We start from the raw sequence: 18,006 nt of genomic DNA, 5'->3' as shown, positions 1-18,006 counted from the left end.
TAATTTTAGAAACGTAAATAAACATTCAGGTAATAGGTGGTACCATACATATAATAGTATTTCGAATCGAAACGGCTATAATGTGTATTATACTCCCCGTTATCACTCATCTTACTGAATCGCATTTGTTCATAACCTCCGGTTTTAATCGATTTCCGGTTGAAAATATTACGAACATCGAGATTAGCTCCCAAGAATAAACCATGAGGAAGTCTCCATGATTTACCTACGCTGGCATTGAATACAAAAGCCCGGCCAAATCTTTCCTGATGAGCCATTTCCTGTATTTTGTCTTCTTTAGACATCCAGTTTAAAGTACCTTCGGGATCATCTTCAAGACCTTGCATCGCTTTATCTGTACGATACATTGGATTCATGCTCAAATACATGGCATCAAAAAAGTTTCCGTCTATACTGGCATATATATTGTTCGGCCCACGGTAGTTCAGGCCAATACTTGCCGCAGTTTGCGGTGTACCGGCTATTTTCATATCTTTCCAACGAACGCGTTCGTCTTTCAATATGACCTCTGCACTATTATCGCGTGTCTGAGTAACATATGGGTTAGAATTATATTTATAATATCCATAGCTGAACACTCCTGTTGCTGTAAGACTTTGAGTAATTGGCACCGATATACCGAACTCCATACCTGTATATAATTCATCTATCCCGCTCATCGAGAAGTTTGTGAAACTACCGCTCAAATCATCGTAAAAATTAATGACATTCATTTTATCCCTGATATCGGTATAAAAACCACTCAAACGCATTTTTACAGAAGGCAAACGCAATTCATAATTCAAGTCAACGCTTGTTGTCTTCTCTGTACTAAGATTTGAAACATACTCATTCCTTGTACGTGGCGATACAAAAGCATTCTTGAATTGAGGTGCATCCTGCTTCCTGACAAAATTAGCATATACCATTTGTGAGCCTGATATCCTGTAATTGAGCCCGGCTTTAGCAGTATAAGTCCAGAATCCTTTTTTCTCAGAATTTCCTTCCGAGTTATCAGGGAATAGTCCTTTTTTGTAAAGACCTTCCCTCCACATACGGGTAAATCCTGTTTCGCCTCCCAGATCTATTTCAAAACCAGCAACCGCTAATTTATACGTTAACCATGTATTTTGACTTTGTACATGTCCGTAATAGTCATAACCATATTTATCACCTTTTTCCACCAGACGGTAAGGTGTATTCATATTGCTGTGGATTGCAGCCACATCACCCTGATCACGTTCTACATATTTATCTATGTCCAGATAATAGTCCCCGCCTAATAAATCCTTTATTGTAGTAAAATACTCTGTACGATTTATGTTCAGATTAAGCCCTCCTCTCAGCGTACTATTGTTTGTCAGAGCCTGTTTGAAGCTTATTGTTGCTCTGAAATCACGCTGATCGGTGCGGCGGTCCTGTAATACTATCTCCGAACGGCGTTTCCCGTTAGGATCTACTCCATTATAATATTGCGTTCCATCATTCCCGAAGTAGCTGTTTCTATTGGAATGATACATTTTATCCCAATTTATCTGACGAATATTCCAGTCTGATTTCCAGCCTTCGGCGGCAAGTGCTGCTTTATACGGATCATAATAGCTTCCCGGACGTAAGAAGTAGCTTGGCAGGTTACGATAATAATCCGGACGAGGATCTTGTCCTCCATGCCAGTCTAAAGCAGAATATCCATTCTTTCCAAAACGGAAAGAAAAGGCTGAAGCCAAATTAAATTTGGCATTCGGTTCATAATTGTAGTTAAGCGTAATAATAGGCTCATGATTGTCTCTGACCCGTGCATTACGTTTCTTTCCATCCTGATATCCCCAGTTTGGATTATATGTGTTGCTGCCTACCAAATCATACACTTCCTGAGTGGAAGCACCCTGAATAGCTCTTTCGCCTGGTGTTCCCAGAACCGTTAACGCTAAATTATGGTGATTGGCAAAATACTTTTCTAACGAAACAAAGTATCCCCAGTTATCGTAATATGTGCCTTTTGTCCAACTATTACCTCCTTGTCTGGTAGATACCGAAACTGCATATGCCCACCCATTGTCCAGCAAGCCCGATCCATAAGTAGCCATCACACGGTAACGATATTGTCCACTTGAATTTACAAAGCTTACCCGGCCACCTTTACGTATCTTAGATGCAGTAGCATAAATATTCGTCGAACCATTTATCCCACCAACACCATAGTCTGCAATTTTTGATCCGGAGGTAACTTCCTGTGTACGGGTAGCATCATTCAGGCCCGACCACAATGACCATGGATTGTATCCTGTCAATGCATCATTGAAATAAATACCATTAAGGTAAACTCCAGCTGTTTCCGAATCATAACCACGTGTGCGGAATCGCATAGAACTGAATTTAAATCCGGCTACATTGTCAAATACATCTTTTGAGGCTGACAATATACTAGGCATAGACTGCTCATCCTCGAACTCCGTATCTAATTCATCAATGGTGAAGTCGTCTATATTTCTGTTCTCAACAAACATTGTAGAAAGTGAGATCGTTCCCATATCTTGTTCAACTTTTCTCACATCTATCATCAGTTGTATCGGCAGATAGTCCAACATAGATATATCTACATTATAATGGCCATACTCAACTGAATAAAAATTAAAGACTCCCTGAGCATCGGTTTTCACCGTCTGCGGATTTGTTGTTTGCAGTGTTATCTGCGCACCCTGAATCGGTTGCCTGCTTAAGCGATCTATCACTTTCCCCGTAATGCTTCCATTCTGGGAAAAAGCAACGACCGGCAACAGTATCAATACAAATAACAGTAAGAATTGCTTTTTCATATTTATATACTTTTTTATTCTAATTTAAAAGATATCCTACCTTCATCTGCTTATTTTGAGAGTAGAATATAAACCGGAAAGTGATCGCTATAGCCATTCACAAAATTATCTCCGTTGAATGTCCTGAACGGATATCCTTTGTATTGCCCCCGTTGTTCTGTCAGGAAAGACTTATTGAAGATATATCCGTAATATTTCTTCTTTTTCAACAGAGAGAGACCATCTTGTGGTGCATTTATAAGATTTTCGCTTACAATCATATTATCGAATAAACTCCATGCATCCTGATAAGCTAATGTGCCTAAACCATCTTTGAACATAGCTACAAACGGATTAAACAAATCTCCTGAGTTTAATTTTGAAGGATCACCCTTTGCACCCAAAGCCTGACTAAGGCTTTTGTCTGTAGGTTCATCATTCATATCTCCCATGATAACAAACCGGGTATCAGGCCTTTCGAGACGAATAGAATCAACTGCATTTTTTATAATCTGAGCCCCTGCAATGCGCTTAAATTCGGATGCGGCTTGCCCTCCTAACCGGGATGGTAGATGGCATACGAAGAAGCAAAATGGTTCATTTTCGATAGTGCCCCATACAGACAGGATATCGCGGGTTCTAAAATCAGGTAATCCCGGAACTACTGTCTTTATAGGATAACTTCCTTCATATTTGAAAACATCAGGTCTGTACAATAAAGCGACATCAACTCCACGGTCATCAGGTGAATCGTAATGAGCAATCTGGTAATTAACCTTCGCCAGTTTAGACGCAGATACGATATCTTCCAGTACATTCCTGTTTTCTATTTCGGACAGACCTATAATAGCCGGAAATGTACGCTCCTGATAAGCTATTTTGTACAATACATCTTCTATATTGGCTATCTTCTTCCAGTACTTGAAGCTATTCCAGTTTTTGGTGCCTCCGGGAGTAAATTCTCTATCAGATACACCTGGCGATGGTATGGTGTCAAATAAATTTTCGACATTATAGAACATGACCAGATGTTTATCCTGAGCTTGAGAATTACCCCATGTAAGGATCAGCGCAAAAACAAATATTATAAAATTCTTCTTCATAATCTTTATATTTGGTTATAATCCCCAATCCTGAGCTTTGTATGCAGTCTCAACCTCATCCTGTGTACTTTGTGGTAAATTAGAGAAGAAGTTGAATCCAGAAAGAGTCTCTATCTCGCGCACATTCTTGGCATAATTTATAAAATCTTTATTGCTCACGTAAGATTTATTTTCGAACCAGAAACCGACCGATTTGTATGTACTGCCTTTTTTCCCCAGTAATACTTTGTAATAGTAGTTTGGTTTTGCAATCTGATTATTACTATGGTCTTTCAAATAGGTTACTGTTTCATTATTGCCTACGGTTTTCAGCAATGCACCCGTTACAACATACAATGTATCATACTTAGACATCCAACTACGGCATTGAGTTTCCAAATTAGCCCAAACACCTTGATTTAAGGTTGAGTTTTGAGGCGTTATATTGGTGTAATAGAAAGTTTGCTGATTAGCAGCCCTTGTATGAGTTCTATCTGCCGATGGTATTTGATGGCCTCTGTCAAAATCACTGTACCCCAGACTTACAAAACCCTTGATGAAATTACCTTGCTCTGCCTGAGCCAATACCGGGTCAAAAGCCCAGTCGTCAGTACGATCAGCAGATCCTATGTAAGAACTATGTAATGGATAAGCTACCCAGTATGCTATTTTTTCTTTTGTATCGAAGAGCATACTATAGTTGCGTACAGTCTTATTTACACTACCTTCTGTCATACTTGTATAGTGTGTAATGGCTTTTTGCCCATCCTGAGATATTATCTCCGGCAACTCGAGCCAGTTACCTTGCGGTGTAGGTTCCGGATCGGGATCAGGATCGGTCGAACTTTTTCCTTTTTGCGTTATATCCTGATATATCCTTTCAGAACCGGATTCGAGTATAATCGTTGCTGTACGTTCTTCAGGATCGAGGTTCGCATAAGTTTTAAGAACAACAAATGTATTACCTGTACCTTGTGTCTTAGAATTGTTTATCATACACCATTGTCCTGTTCCCGGAGGGAAATCGATAGATAAAGTCCAGTCCGCGGAAGCCTTTATTTCTATAAACTGTTCTCCGGCCGATGCATCAACGATTGTTTTATCTAATACAATACCTATAGAGGATGTATCAGAATCGTCATCAGAACAACTCGTAAAAGTGAATATACCAAAACAGATCAGGTATACTATATATTTAAAGTTTTTTCTTATATCTAACATATTTTGTAGATTATTCTCCATCACCAAAACTGATGATGGAGATAATTAAACTATTAACGTGATCTTAATTAATTGGTACTTCCATTTATTGATAATGCTTCCGCACCAGTCAAATACCAGTTACCCGTTGTTGTACCTTCTGTTGCAACCGGTACCAAACGTATAGTCACAGTTTTTCCGGATGAGATATTCTGTAAAGCTGAAACTCCGCTCAAATCAACAGTTTCCTTAGGGAACGTCTTTGTCGCAGTGGGTCTTTCAAGCTCTATCGCACCGGCTTGTGCATAAGCACCACCATCGATACTATATTGAACAGATGTTTTAGTAGGGCCTGTCTTTGTTAGTCTGATTGTTGCCTCCAGCGAACTGATAGAGAACGATGAGGTTGAAGTAACTGTGAAATATGCATACTTTTCAGGTGCCGATAGTGAAATACCTTCTGCATTTGCACTAAAGTCTACTCCACCCCAGTTATTATTGCCTGGAGTCCCGGATATCGTAAAGCCTTCTTTAGTCAATCCTCCTACTGTGACTCCACTACCTGTTACATCTGTAGCATTCATCGGAGAGTCTCCCCATGCCGGAATACCCGTCATATCCCATAAAGCGGAGAAATCTCCTCCTGATGATCCTCCCGACTGAACTGTTGCATTAACAGTTGTGGTAGCTAATCCCGTTAGGCCTGTAATAGTAAAGACTACATCTCCAGCGGTAGTAGGAGTTCCTGCTATATCAAGCTCTACATTCCCTGAACCGGTTCCTAATACGACATTCTTAGCAGTCACCGCATCTATACCAGCTGCACCTGTACCGGAAATAGCAACGTTTACGGTAAACGACTCCGCTTTGGCATTACTATAAGGTATTGTTATTTTAGCTCCGGACAGAGCTGTTCCGGCGGTCATTGTACCTGAAAAAGCCGGATTACCGAATGTAAGCTGTGGTGTTGATCCGCCACTACCGATTTCAGTCTGGCCGCTTCCTCCTTCTGCAAGAGTGAAGTCATCCAGACGCACCTGGCTCTTGGCAGCCGGATCGGCAAATTTGATATAAAGTTTTGTTGTTCCGCTTGGTATCTTAAATTCTGATGTAGCTAATACCCATCCTGCAGTGGCAGCATTGCTGAATGTAAGATCTGTATAACTAGTTCCGTCTATACTGGCCGATAGTTTGATTGTATTATTATCTATTGACGAAAAATCCGGATAGGCTGACTGCCAGCTGATTCCAAAACTGAATGACAACTGTGTCTTTCCTGTGACATCTATATTTTTTATCTCGAATGTACCATTGTCTTCACTACCAAAGAATATATTGTTACCTCCTGAAGCGCCTGTATATCCTGAAGATGCGACAGATTTACGAACGTCGGTTTTGGCAGAACCTGTATATGTTACTCCTGAAGCGCCACTACCGCTCTTCAACCATCCGGTAAAAGCATCTACCTGTGTGTTTGCAGCAACTTCGGTATCTCCCATATTATCGGAAAGGATGGCTCCTGCCGGAGTAGTTCCTCCTCCAATTACTGTTGTACCAGAGCCTCCTTCTTCAAGAGTAAAGTCATCTAAACGTATCTGACTCTTAGCTGCAGGATCGGCAAATTTGATATAAAGTTTTGTTGTTCCGCTTGGAACTTTAAATTCTGATGTAGCTAATACCCATCCTGCTGTGGCAGCATTACTGAAAGTCAGCGTCGTATAATTAGTACCATCGATACTAGCCGATAGTTTGATCGTATTATTGTCTACCGCTGAAAAATCAGGATAGTTTGCTTGCCAACTGATTCCAAAGCTGAATGTTAACTGCGTCTTTCCTGTAACATCTATATCCTTGATCTCGAATGTACCATTATCTTCACTACCAAAGAATATATTGTTACCACCTGTAGCACCTGTATATCCTGAAGATACGACAGATTTACGAACATCAGTTTTCGCTGAGCCGGCATATGTTACACCCGAAGCTCCACTACCACTCTTCAACCATCCGGTAAAAGCATCTACCTGTGTGTTTGCAGCGACTTCGGTATCTCCTACATTTTCCGAAAGGATGGCTCCTGTTGGAGGTATTACACCTCCTCCTATTTCAGTCTGACCGGTTCCCTCTCTTGTTAGTTTAATATCATCGATACGATATCCCTGATTACTCTGAGGTGTTGCATCAAACTTCAAATATAATTCTGTTGCACCTTCCGGTACTTTAAATTCAGATGTTAGTATATACCAGCTACCACCTGCCGGATCTTTGCTCACACTATAAGTTAATTCTGTCCATGCGCTACCATCAAGACTTCCACTAACCTGGAATGATTGATCATTTATCTCTCCAAACTGAGCACCTCCGGAATAATCACTCTGGAAAAGAGAAGCAAACTTCAATCTTAGATTAGATGATTCTGATACATTTATTTTGCTTATAGTAAATGTTCTTTGATTGCCTCCGCTATAATTAAGTCCTACATACGGAGCTCCTGTAATAGCTGACCCATCGGCTGGCTGGAATGCTGCGCCACTGTTACTCACATTGGCACCAGAACCGCCATAGGTTACAGCACTTTGATCGAGTGATCCTCCACGCGACCAACCTGTAAACTGATCTGCGTACGGCCACGAATCATTAGTCTTTTCGACACTATCTCCTACTTTTTCATTATATATAGGTGTAGCAGCTAAAGCTCCACTCTGTATAATGTCTATATATTCATAGTTGATACTTGAAGAAACCTTTAATTTTGCCGAACGAGGTTCTCCTGCATTTGATAGTACTGTAACACTAATTGTTTGTGAACCTTCTCCTTCCGACTTGGAAATCCGGACCCATTCGCTTGCTGCATCAGGAACACTGATAGACCACTCCCGATTTGTTTGAATTGTAAAAGAATCGTTATTGTCTACTGCAACTCCCAATTCATCAAATTCTAACTGAGTTTTATTTATTTCAAGTACAGGCTGTTCATAGTCTATATCTTCACGATTACAGCCTACAAAGCCAATAAGAAGAGCGAGGGCAAATGCCATCGACAACTTTGCAAAAATACTCTTTCTCATTTTAAAATGTTTTAGATAATTATTGATACAATTTGATATTTTTGTTGTTTGATACGTTAATATTTGCAATAGATTTACAATAAAGACAAAATATTTGCTTTTCGAATATTCGCATTTATTACTTTTAATTAAATAAAGATACAACAAACCTTAAAACTAATCAATAGAATTTATATTAAATATCAGTTAAAGATAATATACCAAATCCAAGAAATAAAGCCAAATCATTAATAGTTAAATGATTATATGTAAATATGTCTTATGCGACAAAAAATGAAATTATTATTATCAAAAAAATAACTATTATGTAAAGAGTCCGTAACCTAATTATACTACATTAACAATATTTAAACTTCAGATACAAAGTATCTGAAAAATCACATATTACTCCTGCTAAGGATATATCTCACAGAACTATAAAATCCTATTCTGCCATTTATTCCGTTTAAGATAGGCCAGGGATAGCATCAATAACACGAGAACATATAACTGCTCGGCAGTCCAATACACTGCTAGCGGAATGTTTGACGAACGTGATAATATAAACAGATAAAGCAAATAGACAACTATATTTATCATCTGAAACAGGAATGCTATCTTTGTATTACCTGTACCGATAACCGTATTACAGCAAGTATAGGCGGGTACAGAAAAAATAAAAGTAGAGAGCATTACACAATATGGATAAAATGCTGTCCTGATAATCTCTGCATCATTCGTAAACAGCCCCAAAAGAGTATCTGAAAAAAGGAAAGCCAACAAGATAAGCGGAACGCCTATTAAATAATCCAGCGCAATAACGCAACGGCAGGTTGGCATAACCTGTTCCGGTTTCTTTGCACCGATAAGATTACTAACCAATGAAATTGTGGTGGTTGCAAATGAATTGACAATCACAAAAAAGAGCATAGAAATACTTCGCACCACGTTTGCAGCCGCCAGTTCACATTCACCTAAATGTTCAATCGCCACAAAGAACAGGAACCACGGGGCAATACAAAAAAATTGCCTTACCATTGTCCAAACGGATATACTTAACAGATGTAGTGATAATCTCGGATCAAATACAGCATGTATCCCGTATTGTTTTTTGTCTACATGTTTCCACATATAAATAATAAGGAACAGTAATCCGAGCAGCCCTGTAAGGGAAGAAGATATAGCAGCCCCACTGATTTCCAAACGGGGAAACCCTGCTTTTCCAAAAATCAGCAGATAGTTGAATACAATGTTGCAGACTATCATTACAATGGAGGTGGAGGTGAGAACTTTGGTATTTGTAGTTCCGATAAAAAAAGCACGGATCGCCAACAAAGGGAAAGCAAACAAGAAACTGTAATCCCGCCACTCCATATATCGTACAGTAGCCTGATAAACATTATCCGATGAAATCAACATACGTAGTAATGAAGGAGAAAACAGTTTGGACAATACAAAAACGGCAACGGCAAAAACAGATAAAAAAATTATAGCCTGATAGAACACCCGGCCGGCTTCGGTATATCGTCCCTCTCCATTCCTCCTTGCAATAACAACTTGAGTCCCAAGGCTAAAACCAAACCCGAGCATATAAATAGCTGTATAATACATTGTAGCTAATGCGGAAGCCCCTAAATCTATTTGACTGACGTGCCCCAAGAAAATGGAATCCGTTAAATTTATTAACTGCTCCATGAGCAGACTCACCATTATGGGCAAATTGATGAGCCATATTTGTTTATATGTATAATTCATTTGTTTTTATAAAACGGCATGTCTCTACAGTACCATTCAAGGTACTGCAAACAATCATTAATATTTTTTATTAATTAAACTCTGTGAGGAACACGGGCATAATAATTTAATGCCGGAGAGATATTCCCCGACAAACCCGAAGCTGAATAGCTATATACAGAGTTGCCACTTCATAAATGAGACAATAAATTGAATTACGAATGCAAAGATATAGATTTTACAGAAAATTGGGACAAAGGATACTTATTAAAAATAACCTGTATATTAAAATTGAAACCTTATATATATTTAGGTAGGCCAATTTATTAATAATAAAAGGGGTATCTTTAGAATACCCCCCTTAAGTAGAACATTTTACTCTATGGATTAGTCTTCAGTAGAAGTTTGATATATTCTAACATATTCAACAAAAAATTGTACCGGTAAGTTCGATTCATCAAACTTCCCTCCCAGGCTGGAGTCGGTAGGAGTACCCAGTGCTAAGTTTAATAAGATTGAGAAAGGCTGATGAAAAGGATTTGGCGAAATATCAGACATCTCGACCACATGTGTAACCTTATTATCAATAGCAAATGTAATTTGGGTAGAACTCCAATTGAGAGAATATATGTGGAATGCGTCTGAGTATTTCGCATTAGATGGCACTTTCTTTGTACTGCTTTTCGATGCCGAGGACGATTCTCCCCATATCACATTATTGATCATCTCATACGGACTTTTTACCGCATATTCCATGATATCGATCTCTCCGCAACTAGGCCATGATGCTCCCGAATTCTGGCTATCTCCTTTAGCCCAGAATGCCGGCCATATACCAGTTGTTCCACCCGGCACTTTGGCACGTATTTCGAAACGTCCATATTTCCATGATTTTTTTGTGTTGGTGATAATACTGGCCGAAGTGTATGAATCATTATGAGATCCATCCTGATCTTCAAACGAAGCTTCTTCTTTTCGTCCGGTGAGTACAAGCATTCCGTTCTCTAACTTACAATTCTCTTTTCTGCCAACAGTGTAATATTGCACTTCGCTGTTCCTCACATAACCTCTCTCATAGGTCCAATAGTCGAGGTTCAACTCATCAGCATCAAATTCATCAGCCCAAACTAGTTGAATCTGAGCATTTTCAAGCTGCTGACCTATTGCGTATGTTTTATCAATTCCGGATTTATCCCCATTCTCTTGTTCATTCGGATCTTTAGGCCATGGCGTAGGTTGTGTACTATCGTGTTCATCGCTACTGCAAGAGCACATTAGTATAAAAACTACCGGCAAAACAATAATTATTTTTTTCATATTTTTCCTTCTATATTAAGTAAATAGGAGGGGAGGTACCCTCCTATTTACCCTATTAATTACTTTTCTTTTTTAATAAACGTACAATATTACCATAATTTCGTGGCGATTCGGCCGTAGCACAATCGGAACTTCCTGAGTTGACCCTCCATACAAGAATTGTATTGTTATCTGCACTTGCAGGAGCACCTATATCCCTGACTTTTTGTGTAATAGTCCAGTATGAACCATAGCTGTTTACACCCCAGTTAGCAGCAGCACTCTGGCCATAGTTCATATTACCGCCGAGGACAGCTTCCCAGTCGTTCATAAAACCACTGAATCCTATTTTGGCATACAACTCTTCAAACTGTCCGATGGATGGCACCTGCCATCCATCAGGAGCGATACCCTGGTATTCCGGTTCAAGAACCAGGTTGGTTGAGTAACCTCCGGCATTACGGGCGTATGCTGATTGAATAACAGTTTGCCATCCGTAGAAATAGCCTCTTTCTGCCGGTATATAAGAGTATTGTCTCATATTGGTTACGTCGCCATAGTAGTTAGGGAAATAGTTTCCTAAGGTTGCGTGACCGTTACCATCAAATCCGGTAACCGATTCCAGATTAGCTTTTTGTGCACCTGTATCACCCGAGAATCTAAGGTCGTCTATCATCCAGATATTACCGTCGGCCATCAAACGTACTCTATATTCTTTGTCATCACGAGGGTCTGTCAGTGTCCAGGTAGATCCCACAGGAGCATCTTCGCAAGGGAAGAACTCGTTGAAGTAAAGTGTTGTTGTGTTGTCCGGAGCATCGCACGAAGCACTGCCATTTTGCTCTACTGATATTTCCTTCATTTCATCGGCAACACTAACAGTTACAATGGCATTCAGATTATCGACATTGCTAACATTTTTGATAATTGTTATCACTATTTTGCCGTCTCCTTGTCCCGACATAGGCGATACCGTAATCCAATCGGTATTTGGCTCTGCCAGTTTATTCACATTCACAGTCCATGTTGCATTACTTGTAATGTCCACTTCATAAGTACCTCCGTATCCTGTTGTTGTTATATTGGAAGTAGATATATCAATATGAGAAGGAAGTCCTTTTTGTGTCACAACTATTGTTTTTTCAGGACCGTTAGTCCCTGATTTCAGTGTCAGGTCTGCAACTCTGGTATCTGCTGTAGTATTCTCCAAAATTTCAATTTTGACATTTGCATTTCCATATAATGTATCAGAAGTTACCGTCACCCAACTCTGGCTGGATTGTATTGTCCACCATACTGTATTGGTAGTTACATCTATTTGAGTTGTCGTAGCATTTAGATCCAGATCTAATTTCTCCTCTGACACTTCAAATACCGGGTTACCGATAAATTCATTTTGATCAAGTGTTGGATCATCGTAACTATTGCAACTAAATAGCGACCCTAAGATCAGAATTAATATGATTGAATATTTATTTGTTTTCATAATAAAAAATTTAGAGTATTAATATGTCCAGCCTGGTGTTCTTTTTAAGTTCGAATTCATTTCCACTTCATCTTTTGGCACAGGCCATGTATACCATGAATCTCTCCAAACATAAGTCGGACCAGGTGCACTGGCTCCTGTAACTTGCAAAGCAGATTTCGAGGCATACTCAAATTTCGTTTCCTTCAATGTTTCCCAACGCATTTCGTCAAAGAAGTTAACCCCTTCTCCTACAAATTCACGTCTTCTTTCGTCTCTCACATAATCGCGGGCAATAGTCTGGCTTGCAAAAGACTGAGCCATTGTAGGCATTCCCACTCTATTTCTTATTCGTTCTACCGCGGCTTTCGCTCCCGACAAATCATTTAGTTCTACCAATGCTTCAGCCTTCATCAGTAATACATCAGCATAGCGTAATATAGGTTCGTCGACAGGGCTAGTGTTTCTATACTCTAGTTCTACACCCTCAGATACAAATTTGCGGAACATATACACTAATACAGCGGTATTATTTGATGTAAGAGTACTTTTCATACCTGACACTAAAGAACTTTCCGCATTGGCTCCATCAAAATATATTGCCCCTAGCGCCGGCCATCTGTAAATATATTCACCGACTGCACTTGAACTGCTATTGACACCTATAAATGAACTGTATGGAGTTATAATACTTGCTTCCAATCTTGGATCTCTATTGGCATATGCAGCACTTATCCGATCTTCGTTTCCCGAAGGTAGATATTTAGATATATTTGCTGCGGAAATGCCACTCAATTTTAAGTTAACCTCTCTCGTTATATTAGCATGAATATCCACACCTGCGCTATTTTGAGTATTACGTAAGAAATAAACCATCCTGTCTGCGTAGCCGGTTTCATTATATCCGGGAATAAAGTCATTCCAATTGAATGTTTTTACTGTATTGGCATCTACTAAAACCTCAAAATTATCTACAGCAGCAGGTGTAATCTGAATATCATTCCAACATCCTCTGGAGTCTTTGGAGCCGGCTTGATATGGCGCACAATATTTTTGGACAGATGAGCCATACATAGGTTCTATACCACTTGCGTCAGCCCAAACCTGCGTGGCAATATTCTGAACTACCAGTAACATTTCATTATTGCCTTCATTGCTTTCCTTAAAAATCCCGGCATAGTCGCCGAATAGCCCATAGCCCATAGCTTCCACATCCTCGAAATCAGCTACCGCGGCAGCGTAATGGTTTTCATTCAGGCTCATGCTACGCATAAGGTAAGCTTTTCCTCTGAGAGCATACGCCGTACCTTTAGAGACCCTTCCGCTACTTCCGATCGTATTATCCGGAAAATTCGGGGAGTTGATAGCATCTGTTAAGCTCTGGATAATGAAATCCCAAGCCTCACTTTCGGAACTTTGTCCTTTAGTAGAAGTACTACCAGTAACCACCTCATCGTAAATAGGCACTCCGATGCCTCTGCCATAAAGTTCTGTCAACCGCATATAGAAAAAAGCCCTGAGTGTTTTAGCTTCAGCTATCCATTGTTCTTTTTTCGCTTCATCCATAGGTGTATCCGGTAATCCATTGATGGCATCATTCGCTCTGTTGATACCTGTAAAGCACCATTTCCAAACGGATGAAAACTGCGTATTTCCGGCATTTCCGTCACTAAATAAACCGTATGCCGATTTATTTGTTTGTCCTGTCATCCCAAATGCTTCCCATGCATAATATCCCAGATTGGTAGTTGCCCCGACAAAACTACCGGACCACACAGGCATACGTAAAGCCTGATACATTCCATTAACTCCTTGCGCGGCCAGATTCTCGGAAGACCATATAGAGCCGGAGTCAATTTCCCCGGACGAATTCCTATCCAGAATATCGGTGCAAGAAAAAAGTGATATGCAAATTATAATTATTACTGAATATATATATTTTTTCATAAGTGTATTATTTAAAATGTAATATTTACTCCCCCTGAGAACATTCTTGACAAAGGATATACGATTACGCTGCTTCCCAGTTCCGGATCAACCCCTCTGAAGTTTTTACTTTTGATTGTTAACAGGTTTTCTCCTGTTGCAAAAATCCTGACATTACTCAACCGGGCCGATTTAATCCATTTTTTGGGAAGTGTATATCCTATTTGCAACGTTCTGAGTTTCAGGAATGACGTATTTTGCAAATAAAGTGTGTTTGCCGGAGATTTGCTACTTGCAGCCAACAGACGTGGATACTTCCCATTTATATTCGCATTAGGGTCTGTCGCAGGATCATAGTTATCGTAGTTGTAAACAGACTGGTAGGCATCATATGTATAGTATACAGATGCCGCGTCTGCAGGAATAGCATCGTATGACAATGAAATATTTCCGTTCACACCTTTGCTGTCCACATAACCATATGATCCCAGTCTGGCTTCCCATGACATACTGAAATCGAATCCTTTCCACTCAGCCGTGAAAACTGCTCCCAGGTTCCACTTCGGGGTAGCCGATTTGCCTGTGAATTTTTGATCGTTGCTATCTCCGTATATGCCGTCTCCATTCAGGTCGGCCATAATTTGATCTCCATACCACAATGTACCTCCAGACCCACCGGTTACATTCCCGTTAGCATCTACTGTAGGAGATCCGACCTGATACCCAAAATCATATCCGGCGGCAATCATGCTCTTTACCCATTCCAAATCGGCCTTTGTCCTGATCATCCCATCTTTTGGCCCTCCTTTCGGATCTACTTGTCCATTAGAGGTGTAATAACTACCGGACCCTTGGTATGGGACATTCATATAGTATTCGTCTATCATATGTCCTTCTACTCTTCTCGTATTGCCATTCACGGTTGATGCATCTCCCAGGTTAGTGTATCCATACACAGGACGTCCCCAGATGTCGTACTGTCCACCAACAGCCCCGTAATCTAAAGCCCCCCTAAATTGGGTTATTTTATTGGTATTGTATGACACATTTAGCATAGCGCCGTATTTGAAATCTTTTATTCTATCATTCCAACCTATTGATACTTCTATCCCTTTATTGACCATATCGGAAGTGTTGAGCCATTGATTATTCGGTATAACGCCCAGTGTCAAAGACATTGCAGGCTTGTCCAGAATGTCTGTAGAATGCCGTTCGTAGTAGTCCATTGATAGGTTCATCCTGTTGTTGAGTACAAAAACATCGAACCCAAGGTCGAAAGTGGATACTTTTTCCCAGGTAAGGTTATAATTGGATGGCTGGCTCTGAGCCAAACCGTTTGAAATTGCCCCGCCGAGAACTCCATTCGTTTCACCATAAAGCGCTTGCCAAGGATAATAGTCAGATATTATATTTCCCAGTTTTCCCCACGAACCTCTAATTTTCAGGTCGTTGATGCTTTCTTTCAATGGGGCGAAGAATTCTTCATCCGAAATACGCCATCCGGCCGAGAATGAAGGAAAGTAACCCCATCTGTGTCCCGGTGCATACCTCGATGAAGCATCGGCGCGAAGATTGGCTTCGAATAGGTATCTGCCTTTATAATTGTAATTTACCCGCCCGAAATATGAAATCATAGCATAATCACCTTTTGCGGGACTGGCATAGAATTGATCGTTTTCTCCTGCTGAAGCAGGAAGATCGGTTATATTCCAGTCTATCATGCCTTCGCTCCGACCTCTGAAGCCGGATTTTTCCCAAAACATTTGTTCGTATCCCAATAACGCGTTTATATTATGATCTCCAATTTTCTTATCGTAGTATAAGAAGAAGTTTAACAAGTAGCTCGACGTTTTTGCATGGCTCCTTGTTATAGGAGTATTATCCAATGTGTTCATTACATTCACCGGGTTTTCGGTTCCCAAACGGAAGCTGTACATAGGCAGGTTTTTATTATAGCCTTCCGAATCTTCAGTTATTTCCTGATAATTAAATTTCACCTCTCCGCTAATACCGTTCCAAATATCACCTTTTAGATACCAAGTAGTATTGATAGTGGTATTCTCATTCTTACCTCCTGCCGCAGCAACATTCCTCAGTACATTCTGCCTGTCGTACTGAGTAGGGTCTTCGCCTGCCCCATAGTATCCATTGTATTCAGGAATCATGCCCGGATATGCTTGCAGCAAGAAGGACATGGATGCATTCCCCGGATCTTTTTTGGTTTTGGTTAAATACGTTTGAGTCCCGAATTTCAGAATCTTAGCAATTGTAGATTCTGTATTGACGCGAACGTTGAATCTTTCCTGACTGGTGTTTGTAAGAGTTCCGGGATTGTCCTGATACCCTACCGACACTAAATAAGTGCTGTTTTCGGAACCTCCCGAGACAGACAGGCTGTGCCTTTGGAAAAAGCTCGATTTGAACATTTCTTCAGACCAGTCTGTATTTGGATAAGCCATCCAGTTTGGTATGCCATATCCGTTGTCAACCCCGTACGGATTAGAGTTTGCAGCTCTCCATGTGTCTATCAGATAGTCGCTATACCATACACTGGCATTTACATCATTATTGCGCTGTGCCGTATTATGCCATTCCATCCATGAAGGCATGTCAGACATAAGCTTTAAGCTTGTCACCGGTTTTTGAGAAGCAAATAAGTTACTATATGTTATTTTAGGCGCTGTTTCTTTTGTTCCTTTTTTCGTAGTAATCAATATAACTCCATTTGCTGCCCGGGCGCCATAGATTGCTGCTGATGCCCCGTCTTTCAAAATAGATATATTTTCCACATCGTCCGGATTAATATCACTCATCGAAGCCTGAGCTCCGTCTATTATTACCATCGGGCTACTGTTATTAAAAGATCCCGCACCACGAATTGTAAAACTAACATCCTCCGATCCCGGATTACCACTAGCTTGCGATACACTCAAACCTGTAGATAAACCGGACAAAGAAGTTGACAAACTTGCATTAGCTCTATTCGTAAGTCTTTCGGAACCAACTGCTGAAACTGATCCTGTAAGATTTACTTTCTTTTGCACTCCATAACCGACTACTACAACTTCGGACAAAAGTTCTGACTCCTCAGTTAGTGTCACATTCAGGATTGTCTCACTAGTCACTTTTACTTCTTTAGTAGTGAAGCCTATGTAAGAAAAGACAAGCGTTCCTCCTTGTGAAGGAATTTTAATCATATAATCTCCATCAACCCCTGTAAATGTACCAATAGTAGTTCCTTTGACAGCTACACTGACTCCAACGAGAGTCTCTCCGCTTTCACTAGATACAATTCCTCTGACTGTTATATCAGATTGTTGTTCTATATCTTCTTTTGCATCTACTCTTAATGGTAATATTGTGACCAAAAGAAGTATCAGGCATAATGGTTTCCACCATAAAAGCCACTTGTTTTTCATTTTAAATCTCATTTGTTTTTCATTTTTATTAAGTTGTTATTA

At 40.1% G+C, this 18,006-nt stretch carries 9 protein-coding genes; all 9 read right to left on the bottom strand.

Features of this window, described 5'->3' with window-relative positions:
* Positions 1 to 5 precede the first annotated feature (5 nt).
* The 9 genes from GGR21_RS00505 to GGR21_RS00465 all read right to left on the bottom strand — a co-directional run bounded on the left by GGR21_RS00505 (position 6) and on the right by GGR21_RS00465 (position 17,976).
* The gene (locus GGR21_RS00505; RefSeq protein ID WP_183305189.1) at positions 6 to 2,816 is read right to left on the bottom strand and encodes a TonB-dependent receptor domain-containing protein; all 2,811 of its coding nucleotides are present in this window, start codon (positions 2,814 to 2,816) and stop codon (positions 6 to 8) included.
* 50 nt (positions 2,817 to 2,866) lie between these two features.
* Complete coding sequence (locus tag GGR21_RS00500; protein ID WP_183305188.1) at positions 2,867 to 3,898, bottom strand: endonuclease/exonuclease/phosphatase family protein; 1,032 nt, start codon at positions 3,896 to 3,898, stop codon at positions 2,867 to 2,869.
* 15 nt (positions 3,899 to 3,913) lie between these two features.
* Entirely contained in the window at positions 3,914 to 5,098 is a 1,185-nt protein-coding gene (locus tag GGR21_RS00495) for a DNA/RNA non-specific endonuclease (RefSeq protein WP_183305187.1), read from the bottom strand.
* A gap of 68 nt (positions 5,099 to 5,166) precedes the next feature.
* Positions 5,167 to 8,145 carry a BACON domain-containing protein gene (locus GGR21_RS00490; RefSeq protein ID WP_183305186.1) on the bottom strand — a complete coding sequence of 993 codons (2,979 nt, stop codon included), beginning with the start codon at positions 8,143 to 8,145 and terminating at the stop codon, positions 5,167 to 5,169.
* A 414-nt stretch (positions 8,146 to 8,559) separates the two neighbouring features.
* Positions 8,560 to 9,879, bottom strand: a complete 1,320-nt coding sequence (locus GGR21_RS00485; RefSeq protein WP_183305185.1) for an MATE family efflux transporter — start codon at positions 9,877 to 9,879, stop codon at positions 8,560 to 8,562.
* A 366-nt stretch (positions 9,880 to 10,245) separates the two neighbouring features.
* On the bottom strand, positions 10,246 to 11,175 hold the full coding sequence (locus tag GGR21_RS00480) for a glycoside hydrolase family 16 protein (RefSeq protein ID WP_183305184.1): 930 nt from the start codon (positions 11,173 to 11,175) through the stop codon (positions 10,246 to 10,248).
* A gap of 55 nt (positions 11,176 to 11,230) precedes the next feature.
* Complete coding sequence (locus GGR21_RS00475; protein ID WP_183305183.1) at positions 11,231 to 12,640, bottom strand: BACON domain-containing protein; 1,410 nt, start codon at positions 12,638 to 12,640, stop codon at positions 11,231 to 11,233.
* Between the two features lie 18 nt (positions 12,641 to 12,658).
* Complete coding sequence (locus GGR21_RS00470) at positions 12,659 to 14,566, bottom strand: RagB/SusD family nutrient uptake outer membrane protein (protein ID WP_183305182.1); 1,908 nt, start codon at positions 14,564 to 14,566, stop codon at positions 12,659 to 12,661.
* Between the two features lie 11 nt (positions 14,567 to 14,577).
* The gene (locus tag GGR21_RS00465; protein ID WP_221232865.1) at positions 14,578 to 17,976 is read right to left on the bottom strand and encodes a SusC/RagA family TonB-linked outer membrane protein; all 3,399 of its coding nucleotides are present in this window, start codon (positions 17,974 to 17,976) and stop codon (positions 14,578 to 14,580) included.
* Positions 17,977 to 18,006: the final 30 nt, after the last annotated feature.

Origin of the sequence: Dysgonomonas hofstadii (genome assembly GCF_014196915.1) — a bacterium.
Classification (GTDB): Bacteria; Bacteroidota; Bacteroidia; order Bacteroidales; family Dysgonomonadaceae; genus Dysgonomonas; species Dysgonomonas hofstadii.
Note: the sequence above shows the minus strand (reverse complement) of the source record. Positions and strands in the feature narration are given on the sequence as shown.

Excerpts from the sequence above, each read along its gene's own strand:
- GGR21_RS00505 (WP_183305189.1), bottom strand. The coding sequence starts at position 2,816 with ATGAAAAAGCAATTCTTACTGTTATTTGTATTGATACTGTTGCCGGTC.
- GGR21_RS00500 (WP_183305188.1), bottom strand. The coding sequence starts at position 3,898 with ATGAAGAAGAATTTTATAATATTTGTTTTTGCGCTGATCCTTACATGG.
- GGR21_RS00495 (WP_183305187.1), bottom strand. The coding sequence starts at position 5,098 with ATGTTAGATATAAGAAAAAACTTTAAATATATAGTATACCTGATCTGT.
- GGR21_RS00490 (WP_183305186.1), bottom strand. The coding sequence starts at position 8,145 with ATGAGAAAGAGTATTTTTGCAAAGTTGTCGATGGCATTTGCCCTCGCT.
- GGR21_RS00485 (WP_183305185.1), bottom strand. The coding sequence starts at position 9,879 with ATGAATTATACATATAAACAAATATGGCTCATCAATTTGCCCATAATG.
- GGR21_RS00480 (WP_183305184.1), bottom strand. The coding sequence starts at position 11,175 with ATGAAAAAAATAATTATTGTTTTGCCGGTAGTTTTTATACTAATGTGC.
- GGR21_RS00475 (WP_183305183.1), bottom strand. The coding sequence starts at position 12,640 with ATGAAAACAAATAAATATTCAATCATATTAATTCTGATCTTAGGGTCG.
- GGR21_RS00470 (WP_183305182.1), bottom strand. The coding sequence starts at position 14,566 with ATGAAAAAATATATATATTCAGTAATAATTATAATTTGCATATCACTT.
- GGR21_RS00465 (WP_221232865.1), bottom strand. The coding sequence starts at position 17,976 with ATGAGATTTAAAATGAAAAACAAGTGGCTTTTATGGTGGAAACCATTA.